A 23,204-nucleotide genomic window follows, 5' to 3' on the forward strand; every position below is an offset into this window, starting at 1 on the left:
GGCCCGGTGCCCGTGCTGCGGCCCGGTGCCCGTGCTGCGGCCCGGTGCCCGTGCTGCGGCCCGGCGTTCGCCTGCGTCCGGTGTCCGCCTCGGCCCGGCGGCGGCCTGCGGCCCAACCCCGCCTGCGGCGTCTGCGGCTCCCCGGTCCTGCGTGTTGTCGTCGTGTCGGTGTGCCGGGGGTTGGTGGTCCGGCGAAGCGGGCGGGGGTGTCGGGCTTGCCGCCCGCCGGGTCCGGCCGTTCCGTCCGCCCCGGCCGTTCCCGAGCCCGGGAGGTTCGGGGGCCGGCGGGACGGGCGGGGCGTGGGGCTGCTGGGGCGTCGGTGTCACCCGATAGGTCGTCGGTGTCCCGCCAATGGGGCTCGGCCGCGCGCGGGCCGTGGCGTGAGGGGCTGTGATGACAGCCGGGGGCACGCGAACCCCGTGCCCCCGCACCGCCCGTCCGAGGAGCCCAGCCCATGCGCCGAACAAGCCCCCGTGCCCTGTCCGCCGCCGTCCTGGCCGGCCTCATAGCGGGCTCCGCCGCGACGACCGCGTACGCGGCCCCGGCCACCGAGTCCGCACCACACCCGAACACCCTCGGCCGGACCGGCGCCGCCGCCCTCCGGCACGCGTCCCCTCCGGCCTCCGCCGTCGCCCTCCGACGGGCGGCTGTCCCGGCAGGCACCGTCGCTCTCCGGCACGCATCCGCCCCGGCCGGCACCCTCGCTCCCCGCGCCGCCTGCGCGCCGGCCGGCGACCTCGCGGCGCCCGAGCCGCTCGCCGCCCACGGCACGGAGCCCGGTTCCTGTCCGGCCGTGGCCGGGGACGGCGCCGAGCGGGAACGGGCCGCCGCGCGGCGGGCCGCCCCCGGTGATTCCGGCGACGACGTCTCCGACGACGAGATCCAGGATCTTTCCCAGGACCCGATCCTCCAGGACACGCTCGCCAACGACCCCGCCCGCCAGGACTCCGTCGGCCAGGACCCCGCCGCCCGCGACGACCCCGCCGGGGACGACCCCGCCGGGGACGCAGCCCGGGCTCCGTCCGGCTACGACCCGGCCCGTGCCCCCGCGGCCACGCCTTCCCGCACGGCGGCCCCGGCCGCACCCGACCCGGCGGGCGGTCAGTCCACCCGTCCGCCCTCCCGTCCCCCGGGCCGTGACGAGGGGGCCGGCACCGCATCCCGAGATCCCGCGCGGCCACCGGCCACCCGTGACCCCGGGCGCGACTGCGCCGACGGGGGCGGCAGGGACTGCTCCGGGTCCGCGGCCCAGCACGGAGTGCAGGCCGGTACCGGCGGCTCGTTCACCGCGTCCCTGCCCGCGCTGATCGGCGGCGGCGCGCTCATCGCGGCGGCCCTGTGCGGTGCGGCGCACCGTGTGTGGCGCCGACGAAGAGCGGACGACTGAGCACCGGGCGCGCCAGGGACACGCACCGTCCCCGTAACCCCCGTAACTCCCGTGACCCATGGGACGCCCTCCGGCGGGGTACCCGCACCGCCGAGGGAGTGATCCCGGCCGTACCGGTCCTCGCCGTACGGACGCGACCGCCCCCGGTGGGCCCCCACGCGGGCGACGCACCCAGCGGCGGACCGCGGCGAAGGCCCGCAGCGGGCCCACCGGACGCGGACCCACGGGACGCGGACCTCGGGACGCGGCCACCGGCACCCGGCCCCCCGGGACGCGTCCCCGCAGGACACGCCCCCCAGGGCGGCAAGACATCGCACCGGCGAACAGGACACAGCATCAGGGACTGCGCGGAGGTACCCATGCGGCGGACGGAGCGGGAAGGGTACGGCCCCGTCCGTTACGGGCCGTCGGCCCTGCCCGAGGACGGGCTGCCGGTGCTGCCCGAGCTGTCCGCCGCGCTCGCCGGAGCCGCCGGCCGGATCCGCGACAGGCCGATCGGCGGCTGCCCCGAACTCCTGGACGCGGCCGGCGGCTACTGGCTGCGCCGCGGCCTGGCCGCCCGCCCCGACCAGCTCGCGGCGGCCCCCGGCGCCCCCGCGCTGCTGCTCGCCCTGACCGCAGCCCTCGGCGGCGACGTCCTGGTGCCCCGCCCCTGCGCCGCCTGGTGGGCGCCGTACGCGCGCCTGCTCGGCAGGCCCGCCTTCTCCGTGCCCACCCCGGCCGAGTCCGGCGGCGTACCCGATCCGTACGCCCTGCTGGAGACCGTGCGCAGGGTCCGCGCGGAGGGCGGCGACCCGCGGCTGCTGGTCCTGTCCGTCGCCGACGACCCCACCGCCACCGTCGCCCCGCCCGAGTTGCTGCACGAGACCGTCGAGGCCGCCGCGGGCGAGGGGCTGCACCTGGTCAGCGACGAGACCTGGCGCGACACCGTGCACGCGCCGCGGGAGACGGTGCTGGTGAGCCCCGCCGAGATGCTGCCCGAGCGGGTCACCGTCGTCACCGACCTGGCCGGGGCGTTCCTGCCCGGCGGCTGGCCCGCCGCCATCGCCCGCTTCCCGGCCGGGCCGACCGGCGGCGCGCTGCACGCGCGCGTGCTCGACGTGCTCACCGCGCTGGACGCCCGGATCGCCGAACCGGTCGCCGCAGCGGCCGCCTGGGCGCTGGACGAACCCGACCCCGTCACCGAGCGCGTGGCCGCCAGCGTGCGCCTGCACGCGCGCCTGGCGCGCGCCGCGCACGCCGTCGTGGTCGGCGCGGGCGCGCTGTCCCGGCCCCCGCGGGCCGGCCGCCACCTCTACGCCGACCTCGGCCCGCTGCGCCCCGCGCTCGTCGCCCGCGGCGTCGGCGACGCGCAGGAGTTGGAGGAGTTCCTCGGCGCCCGGCTGGCCGCGCCCGCGCCCGGCGGTCACCGCTTCGGCGACGACCTCGCCGCGCTGCGCGTACGGCTGTCCACGGGGGCGCTGCTCGGCGGCTCCGACGAGGAGCGCCTGGCGTGCCTGCGGTCGCCCGCGCCGCTGGAACTGCCGTACGTGCATGCCTCGTTGATCTCCTGGAAGTCGGTCTTCGACGAACTTCGCGACGACGCTCAGCGATGGGAGCATCCCCGATGACGCAGCAGTCCGAGCCGACCACGACCACCACCGCGGCCCCGACGAGGACCGCCCCGGCCCCGGAGGGAACCGCCCCGACGAGGACCGCCCCGGCCGCCGCCCCGGCGGTGTCCGCGACCGCCCGGAGACCGGACGCCCCGTCGCCCGTGGACGCGGCCACGCTCGCGCCTCCGTCCACATCCCCGTCCACATCCCCGTCCCCGTCCGGCCCCGCGCCGTGCCCGCCGCCCGCCGCGCCCCGGCCGCTGGGGGAGCGCCGGATGTGGCCGCGCAGCTTTCACGACCGGCTCACCGCCCCGCTGCCCGGTCTGAAGGCGCTGGCCCGGTTCGCCCGCGAGGGCGCGGTACGGCCGGACAAGGAGGGCCTCGCCGACATCCCGCTGCTGCCCTGCGAACCCGGCCCGCTGCCTCGCGTGGACGCCCGCACCGTCGCCGTCACCTGGGCGGGGCACGCGAGTTGGGTGGTGCGGATCGGCGGGCTGACCGTGCTGACCGACCCGGTCTGGTCGCGCCGCATCATCGGCACCCCCGCCCGCATCACCCCCGTCGGCGTGCCCTGGAGTGCGCTGCCGCCCGTCGACGCGGTCGTCATCAGCCACAACCACTACGACCACCTGGACGCGCCCACCCTGCGCCGACTGCCGCGCGACACCCCGGTGTTCGTGCCCGCCGGGCTCGGCCGCTGGTTCCGGCGCCGCCGGTTCACCCGCGTCACCGAGCTGGACTGGTGGGAGGCGGCTGAACTCTCCGGAGTCCGCTTCGACTTCGTGCCCGCCCACCACTGGTCCAAGCGGACCCTGACCGACACCTGCCGCAGCCTGTGGGGCGGCTGGGTGCTCACCGCCCCCGACGGGCAGCGCGTCCACTTCGCCGGCGACACCGGCTACGGCCACTGGTTCTCCCGCATCGGCGCCCGCTACCCCGGCATCGACCTCGCGTTGCTCCCCATCGGCGCGTACGACCCGCGCTGGTGGCTCAGCGACGTGCACTGCGATCCGGAGGAGGCCGTCCAGGCCGCGCAGGACCTCGGCGCCCGCCGGATGGCCCCCATGCACTGGGGCACCTTCGTCCTGTCCGCCGAACCGGTCCTGGAACCCCTCATCCGGGTCCGGGCCGCCTGGGAGAAGGCGGGCCTGCCCCGCGAGGACCTGTGGGACCTGCCGGTGGGCGCGTCCCGCGTCCTGGACTGAACCGCACCCCACTGCCCACCGCACTGCCCACCCCGCACAGACCGGCGCCGTGGCCGACGGGCGCGCCCGCCCCTGCGCGCCCGCGCCGCGCGCCGGGCCAGGCGCGCCCAGGCGGCACACGCCGGCGTGCGCGCCTGTCGCGTGCATCACGGACGCGCACGACCGGAGGTGCACCACGGGGACGTGCACCACCGGGCGCACACCACCACGTGATGTGCACCCCCCCGCGTGAGCCGGCGCACCCTCGGCCGCCGGTCGCCGCCCCCTGCGCGCCGCGCGCCCCGCTCAGTTCGACGACCGGTGCGCCGGCGTCCACTGCCGTATCCGCCGCCAGGCGCTCGGCGCCGCGCCCACCAGCACCGTCAGGAGGACCGCGGCGGCCACGCCCTCCCAGGGCTCCTCGAACAGGGAGCCGCCGAGGATGCCGATCACCTGGTACGTCACCGTCCAGGCCAGGCAGGCCGGCAGATTGCCACGGGAGAACCGGCGCAGCGGCCACTGCGCCAGCAGACAGGCCAGCATGATCGGTATGCGCCCGGCCGGCACCAGCCGGGACAGCACCAGCACCGCCACCCCGTGGTCGGCGAGCTTGCGCTGCGCCTGCTCCAGCCGGTCCTCCGGAGCCCGGGAGCGGATCGCCTCCAGCCAGCGCGAGCCGTTCTTCGAGCCCAGTCCGCGCCGCCCCAGCCAGTACAGCGCCGCGTCCCCGCAGAACGCGGCCAGCGACGCCGTCACGAACACCAGCGCCAGCGAGACGGGCGCCGTACGGTGCACGGCGACCACCGCCGCCGAGGAGACCAGGGCCCCGGTGGGCACCACCGGCACCAGCGCCCCGATCAGCACCAGCAGGAACAGCGACGGGTACCCGAACGCCTGCTGGGTGGTCTCCGTCGGCACCACCGCGGTCACGGCGGCCGCCAGTCGCATCACCGTACGACCTCCAGGCGCACGCTTCCGCCGTGCGCCAGCCGGTGCACCGCCACGCCCGGCGCGCGCAGCGCGGCATGGCGCACGAACTCGTCGCCCGGCGTGTGGAACTCGTGGGGGCGCACGGCGTCCATCCCGATCGGCCAGTACGTGCCGTAGTGCACCGGCACGGCGGTGCGCGGCGCGAGCCGGGCCAGCGCCTGCGCCGCGCGCCCCGCGTCCAGGTGCCCCTCGCCGAGGTACGGCCCCCAGCCGCCCACCGGCAGCAGCGCCGCGTCCACCGGCCCGACCTCCTCGGCCATCGTCTCGAACAGGCCGGTGTCCCCGGCGAAGTACGTCCGCGCCCGGCCCTCGACGACGTAGCCGAGCGCGGGGGAGCGGTGCGGGCCGAGCGGCAGGCGCCGTCCGTCGTGCGCGGCGGGCACCACCCGGACCGTCACCGCGCCGACCTCGACCCGGTCGCCGGGCGCGACTTCGGTGATCCGCAGACGGCCCGGCCGTCCGAGCCGGCGCAGCCCCGGTACCGCCCGTGGTGCGCCCCGGGGCACCAGCAGGCGCGTGCCCGGCGCGAGCCGGGCCAGCGAGGGCAGGTGCAGATGGTCGGCGTGCAGGTGGGAGACGAGCACCACGTCCGCCTGCCAGGCGTCCGGCGGCGGCAGCGCGCCCTGGCGGCGCCGTAGATGGGCCAGGCGGCGGGCGAACAATGGATCGGTCAGTACGCGTACGTTCGAATCCTCGATCGTGCACGTGGCGTGACCCCACCAGGTGATCTCCACCGGCACCTTCTTCGCCTCCTTCGCGCGACTCCCCCCGACCCTACGCGCAGGGGTAGGGTCGGCGGCGAAAACCCGGAGGTGAGGGGGACGCCATGGGAGAAATGCCCGATCCCCGCGGCGGGACCGCCGCGACACCGGTCCGCGTCACGGCGATCGCCAGCCTGACGCCCCTGGAGGAGCTGAACGACGAGCCCTTCCTCGTGGACTCCCGCGGCCAGCACGCGATGTGCGCCCGGTGGGCCGCCGAACGCGGCTACGTGGTCGCCCGTGAGCTGCTCGTACGCGGCCTGCGCATCGACCACACCGCGCTGTGGGACGGCGTCCGGCCCGGCGTCGACCTGTTCGTCGCCCCCAGCCGGCGCGTGCTGGAGCGCGCGCTGTCCTCCGTGGAGGAGTTCACCGCGGAGTGCGCGCGCCGCGGGGTGCGCGTGGAGACGGTCGGCCAGGCCGAGCCGTGCTACGACGCCCAGATGAAGGCCCGGGTCCACCGCCGCCTGTCCATGCCCACGGCCGGCTACTCCGGAGACTGACGGCCCCGGCCGGGACCGCGACCGACGGCCCCGCCCCGGCGGTGGGCACGCCGACGATCCGGACCGGATGCCGCCGACGGCAACCGACGCCCCGGCCCGACGCCCCCCCGGCCCGGCGGGCCCCCGGCCTTGGCGGCGGCCCGTGGCGACCGACGGCCCCTGGCCCGGCGGGCCACGGCGTCGGCTGGCGGGGCCCGCCCCCGCCCTCGGCGTCGGCCTGCGGCGACCGACGCCACGGCCCGGCCGGCCTCGGCGTCGGCCGACGGGACCCGTCCCCGGCGTCGGCCTGCGGCGACCGGCGGCCCTTGGCCCGGCGGGCTTCGGCGTCGGCTGGCGGGGCCCGGCCCGGGCATCGGCCTGCGGCGACCGACGGCCCCGGCCATAGCGGCGACCGGCGGCCCTTGGCCCGGCGGGCTTCGGCGTCGGCCGACGGGACCCGTCCCCGGCAGCGGCCCGTGGCGACCGACGGCCCTCGGCCCGGCGGCGGCCTGCGGCCCCGGCATCGGCCTGCGGCCATAGCGGCGGCCTGCGGCGACGGGCGGCCCCGGCCCGGCCGGCCTCGGCGTCGCCGACGGGACCCGTCCCCGGCGGCGGCCCGTGGTGACCGGCGGCCCTTGGCCCGGCGGGCCACGGCGGCGGCCTGCGGCCCCGGCCACGGCGGTGGCCGACCGGCGACCGGCGACCGGCGGCCGGTGACCGGTGACCGGCGGCCTCCGGCCGCGACAGCGGCCCGCGGCGGCCCGCGGGGTCCGCTCGCGCGGACCGCCCTCCGCCGTCCGTATGACAAGCTGGACCGGGCCCGTGCGGAGGGCCGGGTCGGGACGTGAGGTGTGTCGTGGGTCGCGGGCGGTGGCGGCGGGTCGCCAGTCAGGTCGGGCGGAGCGTCGCCGTGTGGGCCGTGTCCACGGTCACTATGCTGGTGCTCGCCGGGATCCTGCCGGACTTCCAGCTCCAGTCGCCCGACGGCGACAGCGCGACCACCATCGCCGTCACCGCCGCCCTCGGCGCCGGCGCCTTCGGCGTGCTCTCCGCCGTCGTCTGGCCGCTGCTCGTCCGGCTGCTGCTGCTCGTGCCCGCGCTCGTGCTCGGCCTGCTGGTCTTCTTCCTCAACGGCTCGCTGCTCCTGCTCGCCCTGCGCCTGAGCCCCTCAGGCCGGCCCGAGGCGGCCCCCGAGACCGCCGTCATCGTGGCCGCCGTGATGTCCGCGGTCGCCTCCGCCACCGGCGCGGCCCTCGCCGTCCGCGACGACGACGCCTACCGCAGCCGTCTGCACCGCCTCGCCCTGCGCCGCGGCAGAACCCTGCCGCCGTGCTCCACCACGCCCGGCACGGCCGTCGTCCAGCTCGACGGCGTCGGCCATGACGTGCTGCGGGACGCCGTCGACCAGGGGCTGATGCCGACCGTGGCCCGCTGGCTCGGCACCGGCCCGGACCGGGCGGCGTCCCCGGACCGGGCGGCGTCCCCGGACCGGGCGACCGCCCCGCCCACGCACCGCCTCACCCCCTGGCGCACCGACTGGTCCAGCCAGACCGGCGCCAGCCAGCTCGGCATCCTGCACGGCACCAACCACGACGTCCCCGCCTTCCGCTGGTACGAGAAGGACGCCGGCGAGGTCATGGTCTGCAACCGGCCGACCAGCGCCGTGGAACTCCAGCGCCGCGCCGTCGCCCGCACCGGCCACGGCGGACTGCTCGCCGACGACGGCGCCAGCCGCGGCAACCTCTTCAGCGGCGGCGCAGGCGAATCCGCCCTGGTCCTGTCCGTCTCGGCGCGCCGCGGCCCCGGCACCCGCTCCCGCGCCGGCTACTTCGCCTACTTCTCCGACCCGGCCAACGCCGTCCGCACCGCCCTGTCCTTCATCGCCGAGACCGGCCGCGAGATCGGCCAGTCGCTGCGCGCCCGGCTGCGCAAACAGCGCCCCCGCGTCTCGCGCGGCGGCCTCTACCCGCTGATCCGCGCCTTCGCGACCGTCGTCGAACGCGACGTCGTCGTCGCCGCAGTCGTCGGCGACCTGCTGGCCGGCCGCTCCGTCGTCTACGCCGACCTGGTCGCCTACGACGAGGTGGCCCACCACTCCGGACCGCACAGCCGGGACGCCGCGAAGGTGCTGCGCCGCCTGGACCGCGCCCTCGCCCTGATCGAGAAGGTCGCCGAGCACGCCCCGCGCCCGTACCGGATCGTCGTCCTGTCCGACCACGGGCAGAGCCCCGGCGAGACCTTCCGCGCCCGCTACGGCCTCACCCTCGGCGACCTGGTCCGGGCCGGCTGCGGACTGCCCGTGCCGCGCCGCGCCCGGCGGACCCGCAGCGGCGCCGAGGCGCGGGCCGCCGTCCGGGCCGCGCTGCGCCGCCCGGTGGAGGAGGGCGCCGAGCACCACCGCCCCGCCCGCCGCCCCGAGCCGGTCGTGCTGGCCTCCGGCAACCTCGGCCTGGTCTCGTTCCCGGACGTGCCGCACCGGATGAGCGAGGAGGAGATCGCCGCCCGGCACCCCGCGCTGCTGCCCACCCTCGCCAACCACCCCGGCATCGGCTTCCTGCTCGTACGCAGCGAGGAGCACGGCGGCGTGGTCCTCGGCGCCCGCGGCGCGCGCATCCCGCTCGCCGACCTCGACGCCGACCCCGGGCCGCTCGCCGTGTTCGGCCCCGGTGCGGCCGACGCCGTCCGCCGCACCCACTCCTTCCCGCACACCGCCGACATCATGGTCAACTCCAGCCACGACCCGGCCGACGGCGAGGTGCTGGCCTTCGAGGAGCAGATCGGCTCGCACGGCGGCCTCGGCGGCGCGCAGTCCCGCCCCTTCCTGCTGTCCCCGCTGCTGTGCTCCCCGCCCGTCCCCGAGGACACGGAACTCGTCGGCGCCGAGGAGATCCACCGCGTCCTGCGCCGCTGGCTGACCGAGGCGGCCGCACCCCCACGGGTCCCGGCCCAGGCCGCACCGGAGACGGAAGCGGAGACGCCGCGCGCAGCGGGGACGCCGGGAGCGGGGGCGCTCGGAGGGGAGACGCCGGCAGCGGGCACGCCGCAAGCGGCGACACCTGCGACGGGGACATCGGAGACGGACGCGGAGACGGACGCCGAGACGGAGGAGCGGGCCGCCTGACCGCCCCCGGACCGCACCGGCCGCCCATACCGGACCAGGCCGCCCGTACCCTCCCGAAACGCCCCCGTCGCCGCCCCGTTCACCGCGTCCGCGCGCCCGGGATGTGATCGGATGGGGGCGACGGAACCCCGGCAACGGGTCCCAAGGCGAAAGGTATGGATCACACCGTGGCAACTACGCGCACCGCTCACACCGTCTGGGAAGGCAACCTGCTCGAGGGCAACGGCGTCGTGACCTTCGACTCCTCCGGCATCGGTGAGCAGCCGGTGTCCTGGCCGTCGCGCGCCGAGCAGGCGAACGGCAAGACCAGCCCCGAGGAGCTGATCGCCGCCGCCCACTCCAGCTGCTTCTCCATGGCGCTCTCGCACGGCCTGGCCGGCGCCGGCACCCCGCCCACCAAGATCGAGACCAAGGCCGACGTGACCTTCCAGCCGGGCACGGGCATCACCGGCATCCACCTCACCGTCGAGGGCACCGTGCCCGGCATCGACAACGACGCCTTCGTCGCCGCCGCCGAGGACGCCAAGAAGAACTGCCCGGTCAGCCAGGCCCTGACCGGCACCACCATCACCCTGGACGCCAAGCTCGCCTGACGCGCCCCGTCCGGCACCCCGCCGCACGAGGCGGCCCGGCCCGTCCCGGACACGGGACGACCGCCCCCCGATGCCGCGCCCCCGCACCCCGGGGTGCGCGGCATCGTCGTACGCCCCCGCCGGGGTACCCGGCAGTCGCGTCCGCCGGGGTACCCGGCATTGACAACGGCCCGCTCCCGTCCTGGGCTGGAGACGGGGGACGACGCCCGGCGACGAACGGCGGAAGGGGACGACGATGGCACGTGCGGTCGGGATCGATCTCGGGACGACGAACTCGGTGGTGGCCGTCCTGGAGGGCGGCGAGCCCACGGTCGTGGCCAACGCCGAGGGGGCGCGGACCACGCCGTCGGTGGTGGCGTTCGCCAAGAACGGCGAGGTGCTGGTCGGCGAGGTCGCCAAACGGCAGGCGGTCACCAACGTGGACCGCACCGCCCGCTCGGTCAAACGGCACATGGGCGACGCGCACTGGCGCTTCCCCGAGCAGGGCTCGGTCGACGGCACCCGCTATCGGGCGCAGGAACTGTCCGCGCGGGTGCTCCAGAAGCTGAAGCGGGACACCGAGGCCTACCTCGGCGAGGACGTCACCGACGCGGTGATCACCGTGCCGGCGTACTTCGACGACGCGCAGCGGCAGGCGACCAAGGAGGCCGGGGAGATCGCCGGCCTGAAGGTGCTCAGGATCATCAACGAGCCCACGGCCGCCGCGCTCGCCTACGGCCTGGACCGGGGCGAGGAGCAGACCGTCCTCGTCTTCGACCTGGGCGGCGGCACCTTCGACGTGTCCCTGCTGGAGATCGGCGACGGCGTCATCGAGGTCAAGGCCACCAACGGCGACACCCGCCTCGGCGGCGACGACTGGGACCAGCGGATCGTCGAGCACCTGGTCGAACGGTTCAAGGGGCAGTACGGCGTCGACCTCGGCAACGACAAGATGGCGCTGCAACGGCTGCGCGAGGCCGCCGAGAAGGCGAAGATCGAGCTGTCCTCGTCCACCGAGACCTCGATCAACCTGCCCTACATCACCGCCTCCGCCGAAGGCCCGCTGCACCTGGACGAGAAGCTCACCCGCGCCCAGTTCCAGGAGCTGACCGCCGATCTGCTGGACCGCTGCAAGAAGCCGTTCCACCAGGCGGTCAAGGACGCGAAGGTCGAGCTGTCGGCCATCGACCACGTGATCCTGGTCGGCGGCTCCACCCGGATGCCCGCCGTCACCGAGCTGGTGCGCGACCTCACCGGAAAGGACCCGCACAAGGGCGTCAACCCCGACGAGGTGGTGGCCGTGGGCGCCGCTCTCCAGGCCGGTGTGATCCGCGGCGACGTCAAGGACGTCCTGCTGCTCGACGTCACCCCGCTGTCCCTCGGCATCGAGACCAAGGGCGGCATCATGACCAAGCTGATCGAGCGCAACACCACGATCCCCACCCGGCGTTCGGAGATCTTCACCACCGCCGCCGACAACCAGCCCTCGGTCGGCATCCAGGTCTACCAGGGCGAACGCGAGATCGCCGCCTACAACAAGAAGCTCGGCGTCTTCGACCTCACCGGCCTGCCGCCGGCCCCGCGCGGAGTGCCGCAGATCGAGGTCGCCTTCGACATCGACGCCAACGGGATCATGCACGTCTCCGCCAAGGACCTGGCCACCGGCCGCGAGCAGAAGATGACCGTCACCGGCGGCTCCGCCCTGCCCAAGGACGACATCGACCGCATGATGCGCGAGGCCGAGCAGTACGCGGAGGAGGACCGCAAGCGCCGCGAGGCTGCCGAGACCCGCAACCAGGCCGAACAACTCGCCTACCAGACCGAGAAGTTCCTGACCGACAACGGCGACCGCGTCCCCGCCGACACCAAGGGCGAGGTGCAGTCGGCCATCGCGGAGGTGAAGGCCCTGCTGGAGCAGAACGCCGACACGGCCGCCCTGCGCGCCGCGACCGACAAACTGGCCACCGTCAGCCAGCGGATGGGCCAGGCGATGTACGCGCAGGCCCAGCAGTCGCCCGAGGACGCGGGCGGCGGCGAACAGCCGCGGGACCGGCCCCCCGGGCAGGACGACGAGGGCGTGGTGGACGCCGAGATCGTCGACGACGACCGCGACACCAAGGGCGGCGCCGCATAGCCCGGAACCGGAGCCGCAGGAAGGCGGAATGCGAGCCGCCGAAAGGGAGACCGGAGTCGCCCGGACCGGCTCAAGAGCGTTCGCGGCTCAGCAGCCCCTGCGGCTCAGTAACCCTCGCGACACTCCCGCAGCAGCTCGCGGGTGCGCTGGGCCGACGCCGCACGGGTCGTCATGTGGTCCAGCACCTCCAGGTGCGCGGCGACCTCGGCGCGCGAGTCCAGATACAGCGCGCCGGTCAGGTACTCGGTGTAGACGAGGTCCGGCAACTCCGGCTCGGCGAACCGGAACAGCGTGAACGGCGCGTACGTCCCCGGGTGCGGCCCGTCGGCGAACTCGGCGATCTGGACCGTCACCCGGTCCCGCTCGGTGAGTTCGAGGAGCTTGTCCAGCTGTCCGCGCATCACCTCGCCGCGCGGGCTCACCGGCCGGCGCAGCACCGTCTCCTCGACGACCACCCACAGATGCGGCGCGTCCGGCCGCTCCAGCAGCTCCTGGCGGGCCATCCGCAGCGACACGTGCCGCTCGATCGACTCCCGCCCGGACTGCCCGACCGTCCCCGCCTCCAGCACGGCGCGCGCGTACTCCTCGGTCTGCAACAGCCCCGGCACGAAGTGCGGTTCGTAGGAGCGGATCAGCCGGGCGGCGCCCTCCAGGCTCACGTACAGGCTGAACCAGTCCGGCAGCACGTCGTGGAAACGCTGCCACCAGCCGGGCTGGTTGGCCTCCTCGGCCAGCCGCACAAACGCGGCCGCCTCCTCCTCGCCCACCCCGTACGTCTCCAACAGCACCTGCACGTAAGGGATCTTGAGGGCGACCTCGGCCAGCTCCATGCGCCGCACGGTCGCCGGGGCGACCCGCAGCACGCGCGCGGCCTCCTCCCGGGTCAGGCCCGCCGCGTCCCGCAGCTCCTGAAGCCGTCTGCCGAGCACCACCTGGCCCACCGTCGGCGCCGGCCGCCGCTCACTCACGCCACGCCTCCCCATACGCGCCGAAGTACGCGGATCAGTGTGACACAGCGTCTCAAGGGATCATCGAGTGAAGGTACTTGACGGTCGCCGGGTCGGCGGGCAGGAACGTCTCGATGGCCAGCTCGGCCACCGTCACGTCCATGGGCGTGTTGAAGGTGGAGATCGAGGAGACGAACGACAGCGTCCGCCCGTCGTGCTCGATCAGCATCGGCAGCGCGAAGTACGGCACGTCACGGGCCGGTTCCTCCGACAGGCCCGAGCCGTTCTCCGGGACCGGGTACGCGGCCACCTCCTCGTACAGCTCCCGCAGGGCCGGGGAGCGGTGCAGCGCGATCTGCCGCTCCATCTGCGCCAGCAGATGCCCGCGCCACTCGCGCAGATTGCGGATGCGCGGCGCGAGCCCCTCCGGGTGCAGGGTCAGCCGCATCGCGTTCAGCGGCGGCGCGAGCAGCGCCTCCGGGACGCCCTCCAGCAGCATGGTGATGCCCCGGTTGGCCGTCACCACGTCGTAGCGGGCGTCCACCACCAGCGCCGGATACGGCTCGTAGCCGAGGATCAGCCGCTCCAGACCCTCCCGCAGCGCGCCCAGCGCGGGCGCGTCCAGCGGGGTCTCCGGGTAGTGCGGGGCATAACCGGCGGCCAGCAGCAGCGCGTTGCGCTCGCGCACCGGCACGTCCAGGTGCTCGGCCAGCCGCAGCACCATCTCCTCGCTGGGGCGGGAGCGGCCGGTCTCGATGAAGCTGATGTGCCGGGCCGAGGAGTCGGCGCGCAGCGCCAGCTCCAGCTGACTGACCCGCCGCCGCTCGCGCCAGGCCCGCAGCAGCGGGCCGACGCCCTGGCCGGCGGGGGCGGTGGGAAGCGCGGCGGCAGCGGTGGCGACAGTGGTCATACGCCTGACCGTAGTCGAACCGGCGTCCGCTCCGCGGCCGCTGCCCGGCCGCGTCCCCTCCGGCCCTGGTGAGCGGGGACGCGGCGGCGCTCCTGTGGCAGGCTGAACACATACCCGCGGCCGCGCGCCGCGGACCCGCCGTCACCGCAGAGGGAGTGCTCCCATGCCCGTCGAACCGCTGTCGCAGAAGGAGATCGAGGACCGGCTGGCCGAGCTGCCCGGCTGGTCCCTGGACGGGGACCGGCTCACCCGCTCCTACCGGCTCGGCTCGCACTTCGCGGCGACGGCGATGGTGGTGCACATCGCGCAGGTGCAGGAGGAGCTGGACCACCACTCCGATCTCACCCTGGGGTACGACACGGTCTCCGTCAGCGTGCACACCCACAGCGCGGGCGGCGCCGTCACCGAGAAGGACTTCCAGCTCGCCCGCCGGGTCCAGGACCTCGCGCCGGGCCACGGCGCGCACTGACCCGCGCGGAACGGGGGAGACATGCTGGACTACGACGAGGAAGCCGCACGCTACGACGCCCTGCGCGGCGGCGAACCGCGTGCCGCCGCCGCGGCCGAGGCGGTGCTCGGCCTGCTGCCCGAGACGGTGGGGGAGCTGCTGGACCTCGGCTGCGGCACCGGGATCGTGACCCGCCGCCTCGCCGCGGGCCGCCCCGGAGCGCGGGTGACCTGCCTCGACCGGGCGCCCGCGATGACCCTGAGGGCCGCCGCCCGGCTGCCCGGCGCCGTCGTCCGCGCCGACAGCCGCCGGCTGCCCTTCCCGGACGGGCGCTTCGACGCGGTCACCAGCGTCTGGCTGCTGCATCTGCTGCCCGCCGCCGAGGACGTGCGGGCGGTGGTCGCCGAGTGCGCCCGGGTGCTGAGGCCCGGCGGCGTCTGGGTCACCACCGTCGACAAGGCCGCCGGCCACAACGTCGGCAGCGACATCGACGCCGTCCTCGCCGCGCGGCCGCCCAGCGCCGCCCGCGACGCCGGGGACGAGGTGGCCGGGTACGCCGCGGAGCACGGCCTGCGGCTGGCCGGCCGGGCCCGCTTCCCGGGCGTCGGTCAGGGCCGCAGCCCCCGCAGCACCGTCGAGGACCTGCGGCGCGGCTGGTTCGTCACGCTGCCGCCGGGTGAACCGCTCGCCGAGGAGTTCGCCGCCCGCCTCGCGGCGCTGCCCGACCAGGACCGTCCCCGCCCTGACCCGGTCTTCACCCTGCGCGCCTTCCGCCGGCCGGCGCAGGGCGAGCCCGCCGAGGGGTGAGCCGGGCACGACGACCGGGTGGACCCCAGCAGCAAGGGGGTCCACCCGGCGTGCGGCACGCGGAGCCTTAGCGGGGACTTATTCGAGGAGCTCCGCGTACGAACCCATGGCGAGGGCTATGTCCGCCTGGGCCCAGAACCGGTGGTACGTGAAGACGGGGGCGGCCCCGCCCTTGAGGTAGGCCTCGATCTTCGACCAGGCCGGGTCGTTCTTGTAGAAGGACCGGATCGAGGAGAAGGTGGCCGAGGAGTCGATCTTGTCGCCGTTGGGCATGGTGCCGGTCCAGCCGCTCGGCACGTACACGCTGTCGCCGAACCGGCTGTAGTCGGTGCGGGTCTCCGGGACCGCGACGCCCAGGGCGTCCTGGTCGTTCGCCCACATGCCGTCCAGCAGCGCCTTCGCCGTCGACTTGGCCTGCGCGTCACCGGACTTGGCGGCGTAGTACGTCAGCGTCTTGGCGTACGCGGCGGCCACGCCCACGTCGTTCGTGTAGTCGGCGATCGTGACGTGCAGGGAGCTGTTGGCGCCGGGCGAGGCGGCGTTCCAGGTGTCCGGCTTGCCCGACCACTTCAGCGTGGAGGGGATCAGGAAGGAGCCGTCCGGATTGAGGGTGGTGTTCGCCAGCGCCCACTTGACCCACTTGTCCAGGACGGTCTTCGCCTTGGCGTCCCCGGTCTGCTGGTAGTACTCGGCGACGCGCTCCATCGACCAGGCCTGGAAGCCGAACCACTGGTTGGACGGCGGGTCGTGGTAGACGGGCGCCTCGTCGTAGTACATGCCGTAGAAGGTGGGGGTGCCGGCCGGCGGGGTGGCGTAGCGGCCCTGCCAGCTGTTGGTCGCGCCGCCCGCGATGGCGCCCTCGGACGACTGGAGCCACCGGTAGAACTCCAGCTGCCGCTGGAGCGACGTGCCCCAGTCGCTCGCGCCCGTCGCCGACTTGGGCTTCAGATCGGCGTAGGAGCTGAGCGCGTACGCGGCCAGCGGGTTCTGGTAGCCGCCGTGGACGTGGCTGGAGCCGATGCGCCAGGCCCAGCCGGCGCTGGTGTCGGTGGCGCCGCCCCAGGCGTAGTACCAGGACAGCAGGTAGTGCGAGGCGTCCTTGCCGGAGCCGGCCGCGCAGGTCGACGGACCGGTGCAGTTGCCGATCTTCTTGAAGTACTTGTCGTACATCGCGTAGCGCAGGTAGTCACCCATCTTCGCGGCCTTGCCCACGGTCGCGGAGACGTCACCGCCCTTGCCCTGCGCCTTGGCCCACACGTCCGCCCAGTACGCGGCCTGCACGGCGCGCGCGTCGGCGTCCGGGGCGTCGGTGTACTTCCACTGCCTGGCGTAGGAGGAGTCGCCGGTGAACAGGTCCAGATAACCGTTCTTGCCGCCGTACTTGAAGGCGTCGCAGGTCGGCTGCGGGACCGTCTCCCAGACCGACTCCTGCGGGCCGCGCTGGAAGGTGTTGATGTAGGACGGTCCGGTGGCCGCCGGGCCGGCCTCGCACATGCCGGGCTCGTCGCCGTACCCGTAGACGTTGTCGACGTCCTGGATCCAGTGCATGCCGTAGACGTCGTCCGTGCCGTACGCGGACTTCAGCTCGCCCGCGATCGGGTCGGAACCCACGGACACGGAGGTGTCCAGCTTGGCCGGGTACTCGTTCGGGGTGTCCGCCTCGGGCGCGTAGGTGGCCGGTTTGGACGCGTTGTAGAAGGAGTTGGTCGGCTGGTCGGCGTGGGTGGGGATCATGTACTTCTCCATGATGTCCCAGGCGCCGTTGAACTTGGACCAGTCGCCCGTCACCTTGCCGTACATCGCCTGCAGCCAGATCAGGTAGCTGTAGGCCTCCGACGTGGTCTCATGGCCGTAGTCGGGCGCCTCCACGATCAGCGTCTCCACCGAGTGATAGGGGATGCCCTCGGGCGAGAAGTAGCCGTTCGCCGGGTTGGTGATCTTCCCGTAGAGGTCCAGGAAGCGGGCGTCGTACGCCTTCGACGCGGCCAGTTCGGTCACGGTGACCGTGGCCTTGGCGTGTCCTGCGGCGGAGGCGGTGAAGGTGGCCGAGCCGGTCCCGGAGGCGTCGGCCGTGATCGTCACCTTCTGCGCGGTGTTCCAGTTGGCCGGGGTGAAGGTGAGCGAGGAGCCGCCGGTCACGGCCAGCCCGGTGTTGCCGTCCGTACGGGCCGTGCTCACCGTCACGTTCGCGCTCGGCTGCTTGGACAGCTTCACCTCGAAAGTGCCCGACTTGCCCTGCTGGACGCCGAGTTGGGTCGGCGAGGCGACCACGGCGGGGCCGGCGGCGACGGTGACGCCGACCGGGGTGGACTCCGCGGCGGCGCCCAGGCTGTCGTAGGCCTTGGCCAGCAGCGAGTGGCCGCCCACGGCGAGGCCGGTGGCCGAGAAGGTGTACGGCGCGGTGGTGTCGGCGCCCAGCAGCGTGGTGTCGTCGTAGAACTCGACCTTGGTGATCGTCGCGTCGTCGGCGGCCGCGGCGGTCGCGGCGAGCGGCACGGCCTCGCCCTGCGAGTAGGTGGCGCCGGGAGCCGGGCTGGTGAGCACGGTGATCGGCGGCTGGTGCGCGCCGGCGCAGGTGGTGCCGTTGACGGCGAAGCCGGTCGGCGCGGTGTTCGTGCCGCTGTAGGTGAACTGCGCGCCCGTGCTCACCGCGGCGCCGGGGGCGATCGTGCCGTTGTAGGAGGCGTTCTTCACGGTGACCGACTGCCCGGACTGCGACCAGCTGCCGTTCCAGCCGTTGGTCAGCTTCTGGTTGCCCGAGTAACCGTAGGCGAGGGTCCAGCCGTTGACGGCGTCCGTGCCGCGGTTGGTGATCGTCAGGTCCGCGGTGAACCCGGAGCCCCAGTCGTTGGTCCTGTAGTCCACGCTGCACGCGAGTCCCGCCGCGTGCGCCGTGACCGAACCGGTGGCCAGCATGGTCGTGGGGAGTGCGAGGGCCGCCACCACGGCGGTCCACAGCCGCCGCGACAAGCGGCGTCTGGGTCTGTGTGCGGGGAACATGTGCTGGTCCCTCCTTGCGGCTCGGAAGAAGGTGTGGGGGAGGAGCAACAAGCCCTGACCAGTGGGAGCGCTCCCATAGTGCGGACGTGTCAGGGAACGGTCAAGTCCTGGACGGAACGAAAAGATTCGGCGCCCCGCTGACCGGCCCCGTCGCCGAAAAGTCGCCGGAAACTCGGCACCGCCCCTGTTCCTCACCCGAACTTGCCGCTACCTTCACTCGAACCAGTGGGAGCGATTCCATCAGTCGACGCGTCCGCCCCGACGCGCCAGAGCTGCAAGGAGTCGCTCATGCGACACCCCCCGCGTTCGGCCCTCCTGGCCGTCGCCGGCGCGGTCGCGCTCCTCGGGAGCGTGGTCGTACCGGCGGTCACGGCCCAGGGGGCCACCCCCGTCTGCACGGTCCAGTACTCGGTCGCCGGCCAGTGGGACACCGGCTTCCAGGGCACGGTGCGAATCACCGACAACAGCGCGGCGCTGACCGGTTGGAGTCTCACCTTCGACTTCCCGGGCGGCCAGGAGGTCACCCAGGGCTGGAACGCCAAGTGGTCGCAGTCCGGCGCCACGGTGACCGCGGTCAACGAGAGCTGGAACGGTTCCCTCGGCAGCGGCGCGAGCGTCGACGCCGGGTTCCTCGCCTCCGGTCCGGCCGGCACGTCCGCGCCCACGGCGTTCAAGCTCAACGGCACGACCTGCAACGTCGACCCGGAGCCCACCCCGCCCCCGACCGACCCGCCCCCGACCGACCCGCCGCCCACCGGCGACGGCACCGCGCCCGCCCTGCACGTCGAGGGCAACGCGATCGTCGACGCCGACGGCAGGAGCCACCGGCTGCTCGGCGTCAACCGCTCCGGCGGCGAGTTCATGTGCGTCCAGGGCTACGGCTTCTTCGACGGCCCGGTGGACGACGCGTCGATCGCCGCGATCGCCGACTGGAAGGCGAACACCGTCCGTATCCCCGTCAACGAGGAGTGCTGGCTGGGACTTTCCAACGTCAAGCCCGAGTACGCGGGCGCCCACTACATCGCCGCCGTCAAGGACCTGGTCGCCCGGATCGAGGCGCACGGCATGACCCCGGTCATCGACCTGCACTGGACCTGGGGCCAGTACACGGGCAACTCGGCCGGCTGCTCCGACGTGCACGCCACCTGCCAGAAACCCATGCCCGACGCCCAGTACACACCCGCGTTCTGGTCCTCGGTCGCCGACACCTTCAAGGGCGACCGGGCCGTCGCCTTCGACCTGTTCAACGAGCCGTACCCGGACCGGGCGACGACCAGCACCGCCGCCGCCTGGACGTGCTGGCGCGACGGCGGCGCCTGCCCCGGCATCGGCTACGAGGTCGCCGGCATGCAGGACCTGGTCGACGCCGTGCGCGCCACCGGCGCCGAGAACCTGATCCTGGCCGGCGGGCTCGCCTACTCCAACGACCTCAGCCAGTGGCTGACGTACCGGCCCACCGACCCGGCGGGCAATCTCGTCGCCGCCTACCACGTCTACAACTTCAACACCTGCGCCGGCGAGAGCTGCTGGAACTCCACGCTCGCCCCGGTCGCCGCCCAAGTACCGCTGGTGGCGGGGGAGATCGGCGAGAACACCTGCGCGCACGGCTTCACCGACCAGGTCATGAAGTGGTTCGACGACCACCGCCTGTCCTACCTCGGCTGGACCTGGAACACCTGGGACTGTTCCTCCGGCCCCTCCCTGATCTCCGCCTACGACGGCACACCCACCGCGTACGGCGCCGGGCTGCGCGACCACCTGCGCGCCCTCGCACCCTGACCTCCCTGTCCCGAGAAACCGGCAACTCCCTTCCCAACTGGAGGAATTCCTCTCTCATGAGCCGCACCAGAACAGCGATGCTCGCCGCCCTGACCCTCGTCGCCGGGGGCACGGGCATGGCGCTCACCGCCATCCCCGCCAGCGCGGGCGCCACCGCCGCGCCCTGCACCGTCGACTACAAGCTGAACCAGTGGAGCACCGGCTTCACCGCCGACGTCACCGTCACCAACAACGGCGCCGCCAAGTCGTCGTGGACGCTGAAGTGGACGTACGCCGGCAACCAGAAGATCACCAGCGGCTGGAACGCCAAGATCACCCAGTCCGGCGCGAACGTCACCGCCGCCAACGAGAGCTACAACGGGGCGCTCGGCACGGGCGGTTCGGCCAGCTTCGGCTTCCAGGGCACCTACAGCGGCACCAACGCCGTCCCGGCGGCCTTCACCCTCGACGGCGTGACCTGCAACGTCGACAGCGGCGGCGGCACGGGCGGGACCGGCGGCGACACCGGAGGAACCGGCGGCGACACGGGCGGCACCGGCGGCAGCACCGGAGGCGGCGCCACCGACCCGAGCGGCCGGGCCGACAACCCCTACGTCGGCGCCAAGGTCTATGTGAACCCCGAGTGGTCCAAGCTGGCCGCCGCCGAACCGGGCGGCAGCCGCGTCTCCGACCAGCCCACCGCCGTCTGGCTCGACCGGATCGCCGCCATCAACGGTGTCAACGGCGGCATGGGCCTGCGCGCCCACCTCGACGAGGCGCTCAAGCAGAAGGGCTCCGGCGACCTCGTCGTCCAACTGGTCATCTACGACCTGCCCGGCCGCGACTGCGCCGCCCTCGCCTCCAACGGCGAACTCGGCCCGAACGACATCGACAAGTACAAGACCCAGTACATCGACCCGATCGCCTCGATCCTGTCGGACGCCAAGTACGCGGGCCTGCGCATCGCCACCGTCATCGAGCCGGACTCGCTGCCCAACCTGGTCACCAACGCCGGCGGCACCAACACCACCACCGACGCCTGCACGACCATGAAGTCCAACGGCAACTACGAGAAGGGCGTCAGCTACGCCCTGGACAAGCTCGGCGCCATCCCCAACGTCTACAACTACATCGACGCCGCCCACCACGGCTGGCTCGGCTGGGACACCAACCTCGGCCCGTCCGTCCAGGAGTTCTACAAGGTCGCCACCACCAACGGCGCCAGCCTCAGCGACGTGACCGGCTTCATCGTCAACACCGCCAACTACAGCGCCACCAAGGAGCCCAACCTCAAGATCACCGACACCGTCAACGGGCAGACGGTGCGCCAGTCCAAGTGGGTGGACTGGAACCAGTACGTGGACGAGCAGTCCTTCGCCCAGGGGCTGCGCGACAAGCTCGTCGCGGCCGGCTTCAACTCCGGCATCGGCATGCTGATCGACACCTCCCGCAACGGCTGGGGCGGCTCCGCCCGGCCGTCCGGCCCCGGCCCGCTGACCTCGGTGGACGACTACGTCAACGGCGGCCGCATCGACCGGCGCATCCACGCCGGCAACTGGTGCAACCAGAGCGGCGCCGGTCTCGGCGAACGGCCGACCGCCGCGCCCGCCGCGGGCATCGACGCCTACGTCTGGGTGAAGCCGCCGGGGGAGTCGGACGGGTCCAGCTCCGCCGTCGACAACGACGAGGGCAAGGGCTTCGACCGGATGTGCGACCCGACGTACGGCGGCAACGCGCGCAACGGCAACAGCCCCACCGGAGCGCTCCCGAACTCCCCGGTGGCCGGCCACTGGTTCTCCGCGCAGTTCCAGGAGCTGATGAAGAACGCGTACCCGCCCCTGCCGTAGGGCGGTGACGCGGGGGTGACCCCGCCGGCCGGTCCGGACCTCCCCGGTCCGGCCGGCCCGGCGAGGGGCCGCCCCTGAGCCCGTACGGCGTCACCGGGTGCCGCGGCGGCCGCACCCGGTGACGCCGCGCGCGTGTCCCGGCCGTGTCTGCCGCCCTCGCCTCCCGCCCGCACGTCCGGGAAATCGCGCTCCTATTTTTTGCCGTCCCGGCAACGGAAGTGGCCCCGGCACCGCGTGTCGGCGCAGGCTGGCGGCGGCATTCACAGGAGAGGCTGATCACCATGGCGCACGCACACCGGGACCCCCACGGCCCGCACGACCCCGCCCCGCACGACCACGACCACGGTCACGACCGCGCCCCGCACGGCCACGGCGGTCACCACACCCACCACGGCGGCGCCGACCTCGACTGGGCCGTGCTCGCCCCGCTGCTGGAGTCCCAGGCGGAGCTGTCCGCCGCGGTGTACGAACAGATCATGGCGTGGCTGGGGCAGCGGGTTTCCGGCGAGCCCGGTCTGATCGTGGACGCGGGCAGCGGTCCGGGCGTCGTCTCGAGCCTGTTCGCGCGGGCCTTCCCCAAGGCCCGGGTGGTCGCGGTGGACGGCTCGGCGCCGCTGCTGGAACGGGCCCGCGCCCGCGCCGCCCGGCTCGGCCACGCCGACCGCTTCACCACCGTCACCGGTGAACTCCCCGAGGCACTCGACCAGTTGGAGTACCCGGCCGATCTGCTGTGGGCCGGCAACAGCCTGCACCACCTGGGCGACCAGCGCGCCGCCCTGGCCGCCTTCGCCGCACACCTCGCCCCCGGCGGCATCCTCGCCCTGCTGGAGGGCGGACTGCCCGCCCGCTACCTGCCCCGTGACATCGGCATCGGCCGTCCCGGCCTCCAGGCACGGCTGGACGCGGTCGAGGCCGACGCGTTCACCCGAATGCGGGCGGAACTGCCGGGCTCCGCCGCCGAGACCGAGGACTGGCCGGCGCTGCTGACGGCCGCCGGACTGCGGCCCACCGGCACCCGCAGCTTCCTGCTCGACCTGCCCGCCCCCGTCTCCGACCAGGCCCGCGCCTACGTCGCCGCCTCCCTCGCCCGGCTGCGCGAAGGCATGGGCGACGCCCTCGACGCCGAGGACCGCGCCACCCTGGACCGGCTCCTCGACCCCGCCGACGAGGCGAGCGTGCACCGCAGGCCCGACGTCTTCGTCCTCAAGGCGCACACCGTGCACACGGCGGTCCGCCCCGCCTGACCCGGCCGGCCGCGTC

Annotated in this window: 17 protein-coding genes; 12 read left to right on the plus strand and 5 right to left on the minus strand. The window is 74.4% G+C overall.

What is annotated here, in order from left to right; genetic code table 11:
* The first annotated feature begins 455 nt into the window (after positions 1-455).
* From K7787_RS24165 to K7787_RS24175, 3 genes are all read left to right on the plus strand, one after another.
* Positions 456-1,388, plus strand: coding sequence for a hypothetical protein (locus tag K7787_RS24165; RefSeq protein ID WP_223002923.1), 933 nt, complete (start codon positions 456-458; stop codon positions 1,386-1,388).
* 359 nt (positions 1,389-1,747) lie between these two features.
* Positions 1,748-2,998, plus strand: coding sequence for an aminotransferase class I/II-fold pyridoxal phosphate-dependent enzyme (locus tag K7787_RS24170; protein WP_223002924.1), 1,251 nt, complete (start codon positions 1,748-1,750; stop codon positions 2,996-2,998).
* The gene (locus K7787_RS24175) at positions 2,995-4,188 is read left to right on the plus strand and encodes an MBL fold metallo-hydrolase (RefSeq protein WP_223002925.1); all 1,194 of its coding nucleotides are present in this window, start codon (positions 2,995-2,997) and stop codon (positions 4,186-4,188) included. The genes K7787_RS24170 and K7787_RS24175 overlap by 4 nt, the downstream gene beginning before the upstream one ends.
* A gap of 285 nt (positions 4,189-4,473) precedes the next feature.
* Here the strand turns inward: K7787_RS24175 and K7787_RS24180 are convergent, their stop codons facing one another.
* Together K7787_RS24180 and K7787_RS24185 are read right to left on the minus strand one after the other, a co-directional pair.
* Positions 4,474-5,115 carry a DedA family protein gene (locus tag K7787_RS24180; RefSeq protein WP_037726084.1) on the minus strand — a complete coding sequence of 214 codons (642 nt, stop codon included), beginning with the start codon at positions 5,113-5,115 and terminating at the stop codon, positions 4,474-4,476.
* On the minus strand, positions 5,115-5,897 hold the full coding sequence (locus K7787_RS24185; RefSeq protein WP_223002926.1) for an MBL fold metallo-hydrolase: 783 nt from the start codon (positions 5,895-5,897) through the stop codon (positions 5,115-5,117). The genes K7787_RS24180 and K7787_RS24185 overlap by 1 nt, the downstream gene beginning before the upstream one ends.
* Before the next feature lie 95 nt (positions 5,898-5,992).
* On the opposite strand from K7787_RS24185, the gene K7787_RS24190 reads away from it, so the two are divergent.
* The 4 genes from K7787_RS24190 to dnaK all read left to right on the plus strand — a co-directional run bounded on the left by K7787_RS24190 (position 5,993) and on the right by dnaK (position 12,227).
* The gene (locus tag K7787_RS24190) at positions 5,993-6,421 is read left to right on the plus strand and encodes a hypothetical protein (RefSeq protein WP_164394665.1); all 429 of its coding nucleotides are present in this window, start codon (positions 5,993-5,995) and stop codon (positions 6,419-6,421) included.
* Between the two features lie 889 nt (positions 6,422-7,310).
* Positions 7,311-9,521 carry a phage holin family protein gene (locus K7787_RS24195; protein WP_223002927.1) on the plus strand — a complete coding sequence of 737 codons (2,211 nt, stop codon included), beginning with the start codon at positions 7,311-7,313 and terminating at the stop codon, positions 9,519-9,521.
* A 167-nt stretch (positions 9,522-9,688) separates the two neighbouring features.
* Positions 9,689-10,114: an OsmC family protein gene (locus K7787_RS24200; RefSeq protein ID WP_009191504.1), complete on the plus strand. Its 426-nt coding sequence runs from the start codon at positions 9,689-9,691 to the stop codon at positions 10,112-10,114.
* A gap of 235 nt (positions 10,115-10,349) precedes the next feature.
* Positions 10,350-12,227, plus strand: coding sequence for a molecular chaperone DnaK (gene dnaK, locus K7787_RS24205; protein ID WP_164388479.1), 1,878 nt, complete (start codon positions 10,350-10,352; stop codon positions 12,225-12,227).
* A 104-nt stretch (positions 12,228-12,331) separates the two neighbouring features.
* On the opposite strand, the gene K7787_RS24210 is transcribed toward dnaK, so the two are convergent.
* Positions 12,332-13,195, minus strand: a complete 864-nt coding sequence (locus K7787_RS24210) for a Sco1979 family transcriptional regulator (RefSeq protein ID WP_223002928.1) — start codon at positions 13,193-13,195, stop codon at positions 12,332-12,334.
* A gap of 52 nt (positions 13,196-13,247) precedes the next feature.
* Positions 13,248-14,084 (minus strand): helix-turn-helix domain-containing protein, encoded by an 837-nt coding sequence (locus K7787_RS24215; RefSeq protein ID WP_009191507.1) that lies wholly within the window; start codon positions 14,082-14,084, stop codon positions 13,248-13,250.
* Between the two features lie 163 nt (positions 14,085-14,247).
* Between K7787_RS24215 and K7787_RS24220 the strand changes: the two genes are divergently transcribed.
* Together K7787_RS24220 and K7787_RS24225 are read left to right on the plus strand one after the other, a co-directional pair.
* Positions 14,248-14,553 (plus strand): 4a-hydroxytetrahydrobiopterin dehydratase, encoded by a 306-nt coding sequence (locus K7787_RS24220; protein ID WP_009191508.1) that lies wholly within the window; start codon positions 14,248-14,250, stop codon positions 14,551-14,553.
* A gap of 21 nt (positions 14,554-14,574) precedes the next feature.
* Positions 14,575-15,339 (plus strand): class I SAM-dependent methyltransferase, encoded by a 765-nt coding sequence (locus tag K7787_RS24225; protein WP_223002929.1) that lies wholly within the window; start codon positions 14,575-14,577, stop codon positions 15,337-15,339.
* 78 nt (positions 15,340-15,417) lie between these two features.
* Here the strand turns inward: K7787_RS24225 and K7787_RS24230 are convergent, their stop codons facing one another.
* Positions 15,418-18,339 carry a glycoside hydrolase family 48 protein gene (locus K7787_RS24230; RefSeq protein ID WP_223002930.1) on the minus strand — a complete coding sequence of 974 codons (2,922 nt, stop codon included), beginning with the start codon at positions 18,337-18,339 and terminating at the stop codon, positions 15,418-15,420.
* Between the two features lie 288 nt (positions 18,340-18,627).
* Between K7787_RS24230 and K7787_RS24235 the strand changes: the two genes are divergently transcribed.
* From K7787_RS24235 to K7787_RS24245, 3 genes are all read left to right on the plus strand, one after another.
* On the plus strand, positions 18,628-20,118 hold the full coding sequence (locus K7787_RS24235) for a cellulase family glycosylhydrolase (RefSeq protein ID WP_223002931.1): 1,491 nt from the start codon (positions 18,628-18,630) through the stop codon (positions 20,116-20,118).
* A gap of 56 nt (positions 20,119-20,174) precedes the next feature.
* Entirely contained in the window at positions 20,175-21,944 is a 1,770-nt protein-coding gene (locus K7787_RS24240; RefSeq protein ID WP_223002932.1) for a glycoside hydrolase family 6 protein, read from the plus strand.
* A 281-nt stretch (positions 21,945-22,225) separates the two neighbouring features.
* Positions 22,226-23,188: a class I SAM-dependent methyltransferase gene (locus K7787_RS24245; protein ID WP_223002933.1), complete on the plus strand. Its 963-nt coding sequence runs from the start codon at positions 22,226-22,228 to the stop codon at positions 23,186-23,188.
* Positions 23,189-23,204: the final 16 nt, after the last annotated feature.

Source organism: Streptomyces sennicomposti, assembly GCF_019890635.1.
GTDB classification, from domain to species: domain Bacteria; phylum Actinomycetota; class Actinomycetes; order Streptomycetales; family Streptomycetaceae; genus Streptomyces; species Streptomyces sennicomposti.

Bases quoted from the DNA above. Each gene is read 5' to 3' on its own strand.
- K7787_RS24165 (WP_223002923.1), top strand. From the start codon at position 456: ATGCGCCGAACAAGCCCCCGTGCCCTGTCCGCCGCCGTCCTGGCCGGC.
- K7787_RS24190 (WP_164394665.1), top strand. From the start codon at position 5,993: ATGCCCGATCCCCGCGGCGGGACCGCCGCGACACCGGTCCGCGTCACG.
- K7787_RS24180 (WP_037726084.1), bottom strand. From the start codon at position 5,115: ATGCGACTGGCGGCCGCCGTGACCGCGGTGGTGCCGACGGAGACCACC.
- K7787_RS24245 (WP_223002933.1), top strand. From the start codon at position 22,226: ATGGCGCACGCACACCGGGACCCCCACGGCCCGCACGACCCCGCCCCG.
- K7787_RS24225 (WP_223002929.1), top strand. From the start codon at position 14,575: ATGCTGGACTACGACGAGGAAGCCGCACGCTACGACGCCCTGCGCGGC.
- K7787_RS24240 (WP_223002932.1), top strand. From the start codon at position 20,175: ATGAGCCGCACCAGAACAGCGATGCTCGCCGCCCTGACCCTCGTCGCC.
- K7787_RS24215 (WP_009191507.1), bottom strand. From the start codon at position 14,084: ATGACCACTGTCGCCACCGCTGCCGCCGCGCTTCCCACCGCCCCCGCC.
- K7787_RS24170 (WP_223002924.1), top strand. From the start codon at position 1,748: ATGCGGCGGACGGAGCGGGAAGGGTACGGCCCCGTCCGTTACGGGCCG.
- K7787_RS24230 (WP_223002930.1), bottom strand. From the start codon at position 18,339: ATGTTCCCCGCACACAGACCCAGACGCCGCTTGTCGCGGCGGCTGTGG.
- K7787_RS24235 (WP_223002931.1), top strand. From the start codon at position 18,628: ATGCGACACCCCCCGCGTTCGGCCCTCCTGGCCGTCGCCGGCGCGGTC.
- K7787_RS24175 (WP_223002925.1), top strand. From the start codon at position 2,995: ATGACGCAGCAGTCCGAGCCGACCACGACCACCACCGCGGCCCCGACG.
- dnaK (WP_164388479.1), top strand. From the start codon at position 10,350: ATGGCACGTGCGGTCGGGATCGATCTCGGGACGACGAACTCGGTGGTG.
- K7787_RS24220 (WP_009191508.1), top strand. From the start codon at position 14,248: ATGCCCGTCGAACCGCTGTCGCAGAAGGAGATCGAGGACCGGCTGGCC.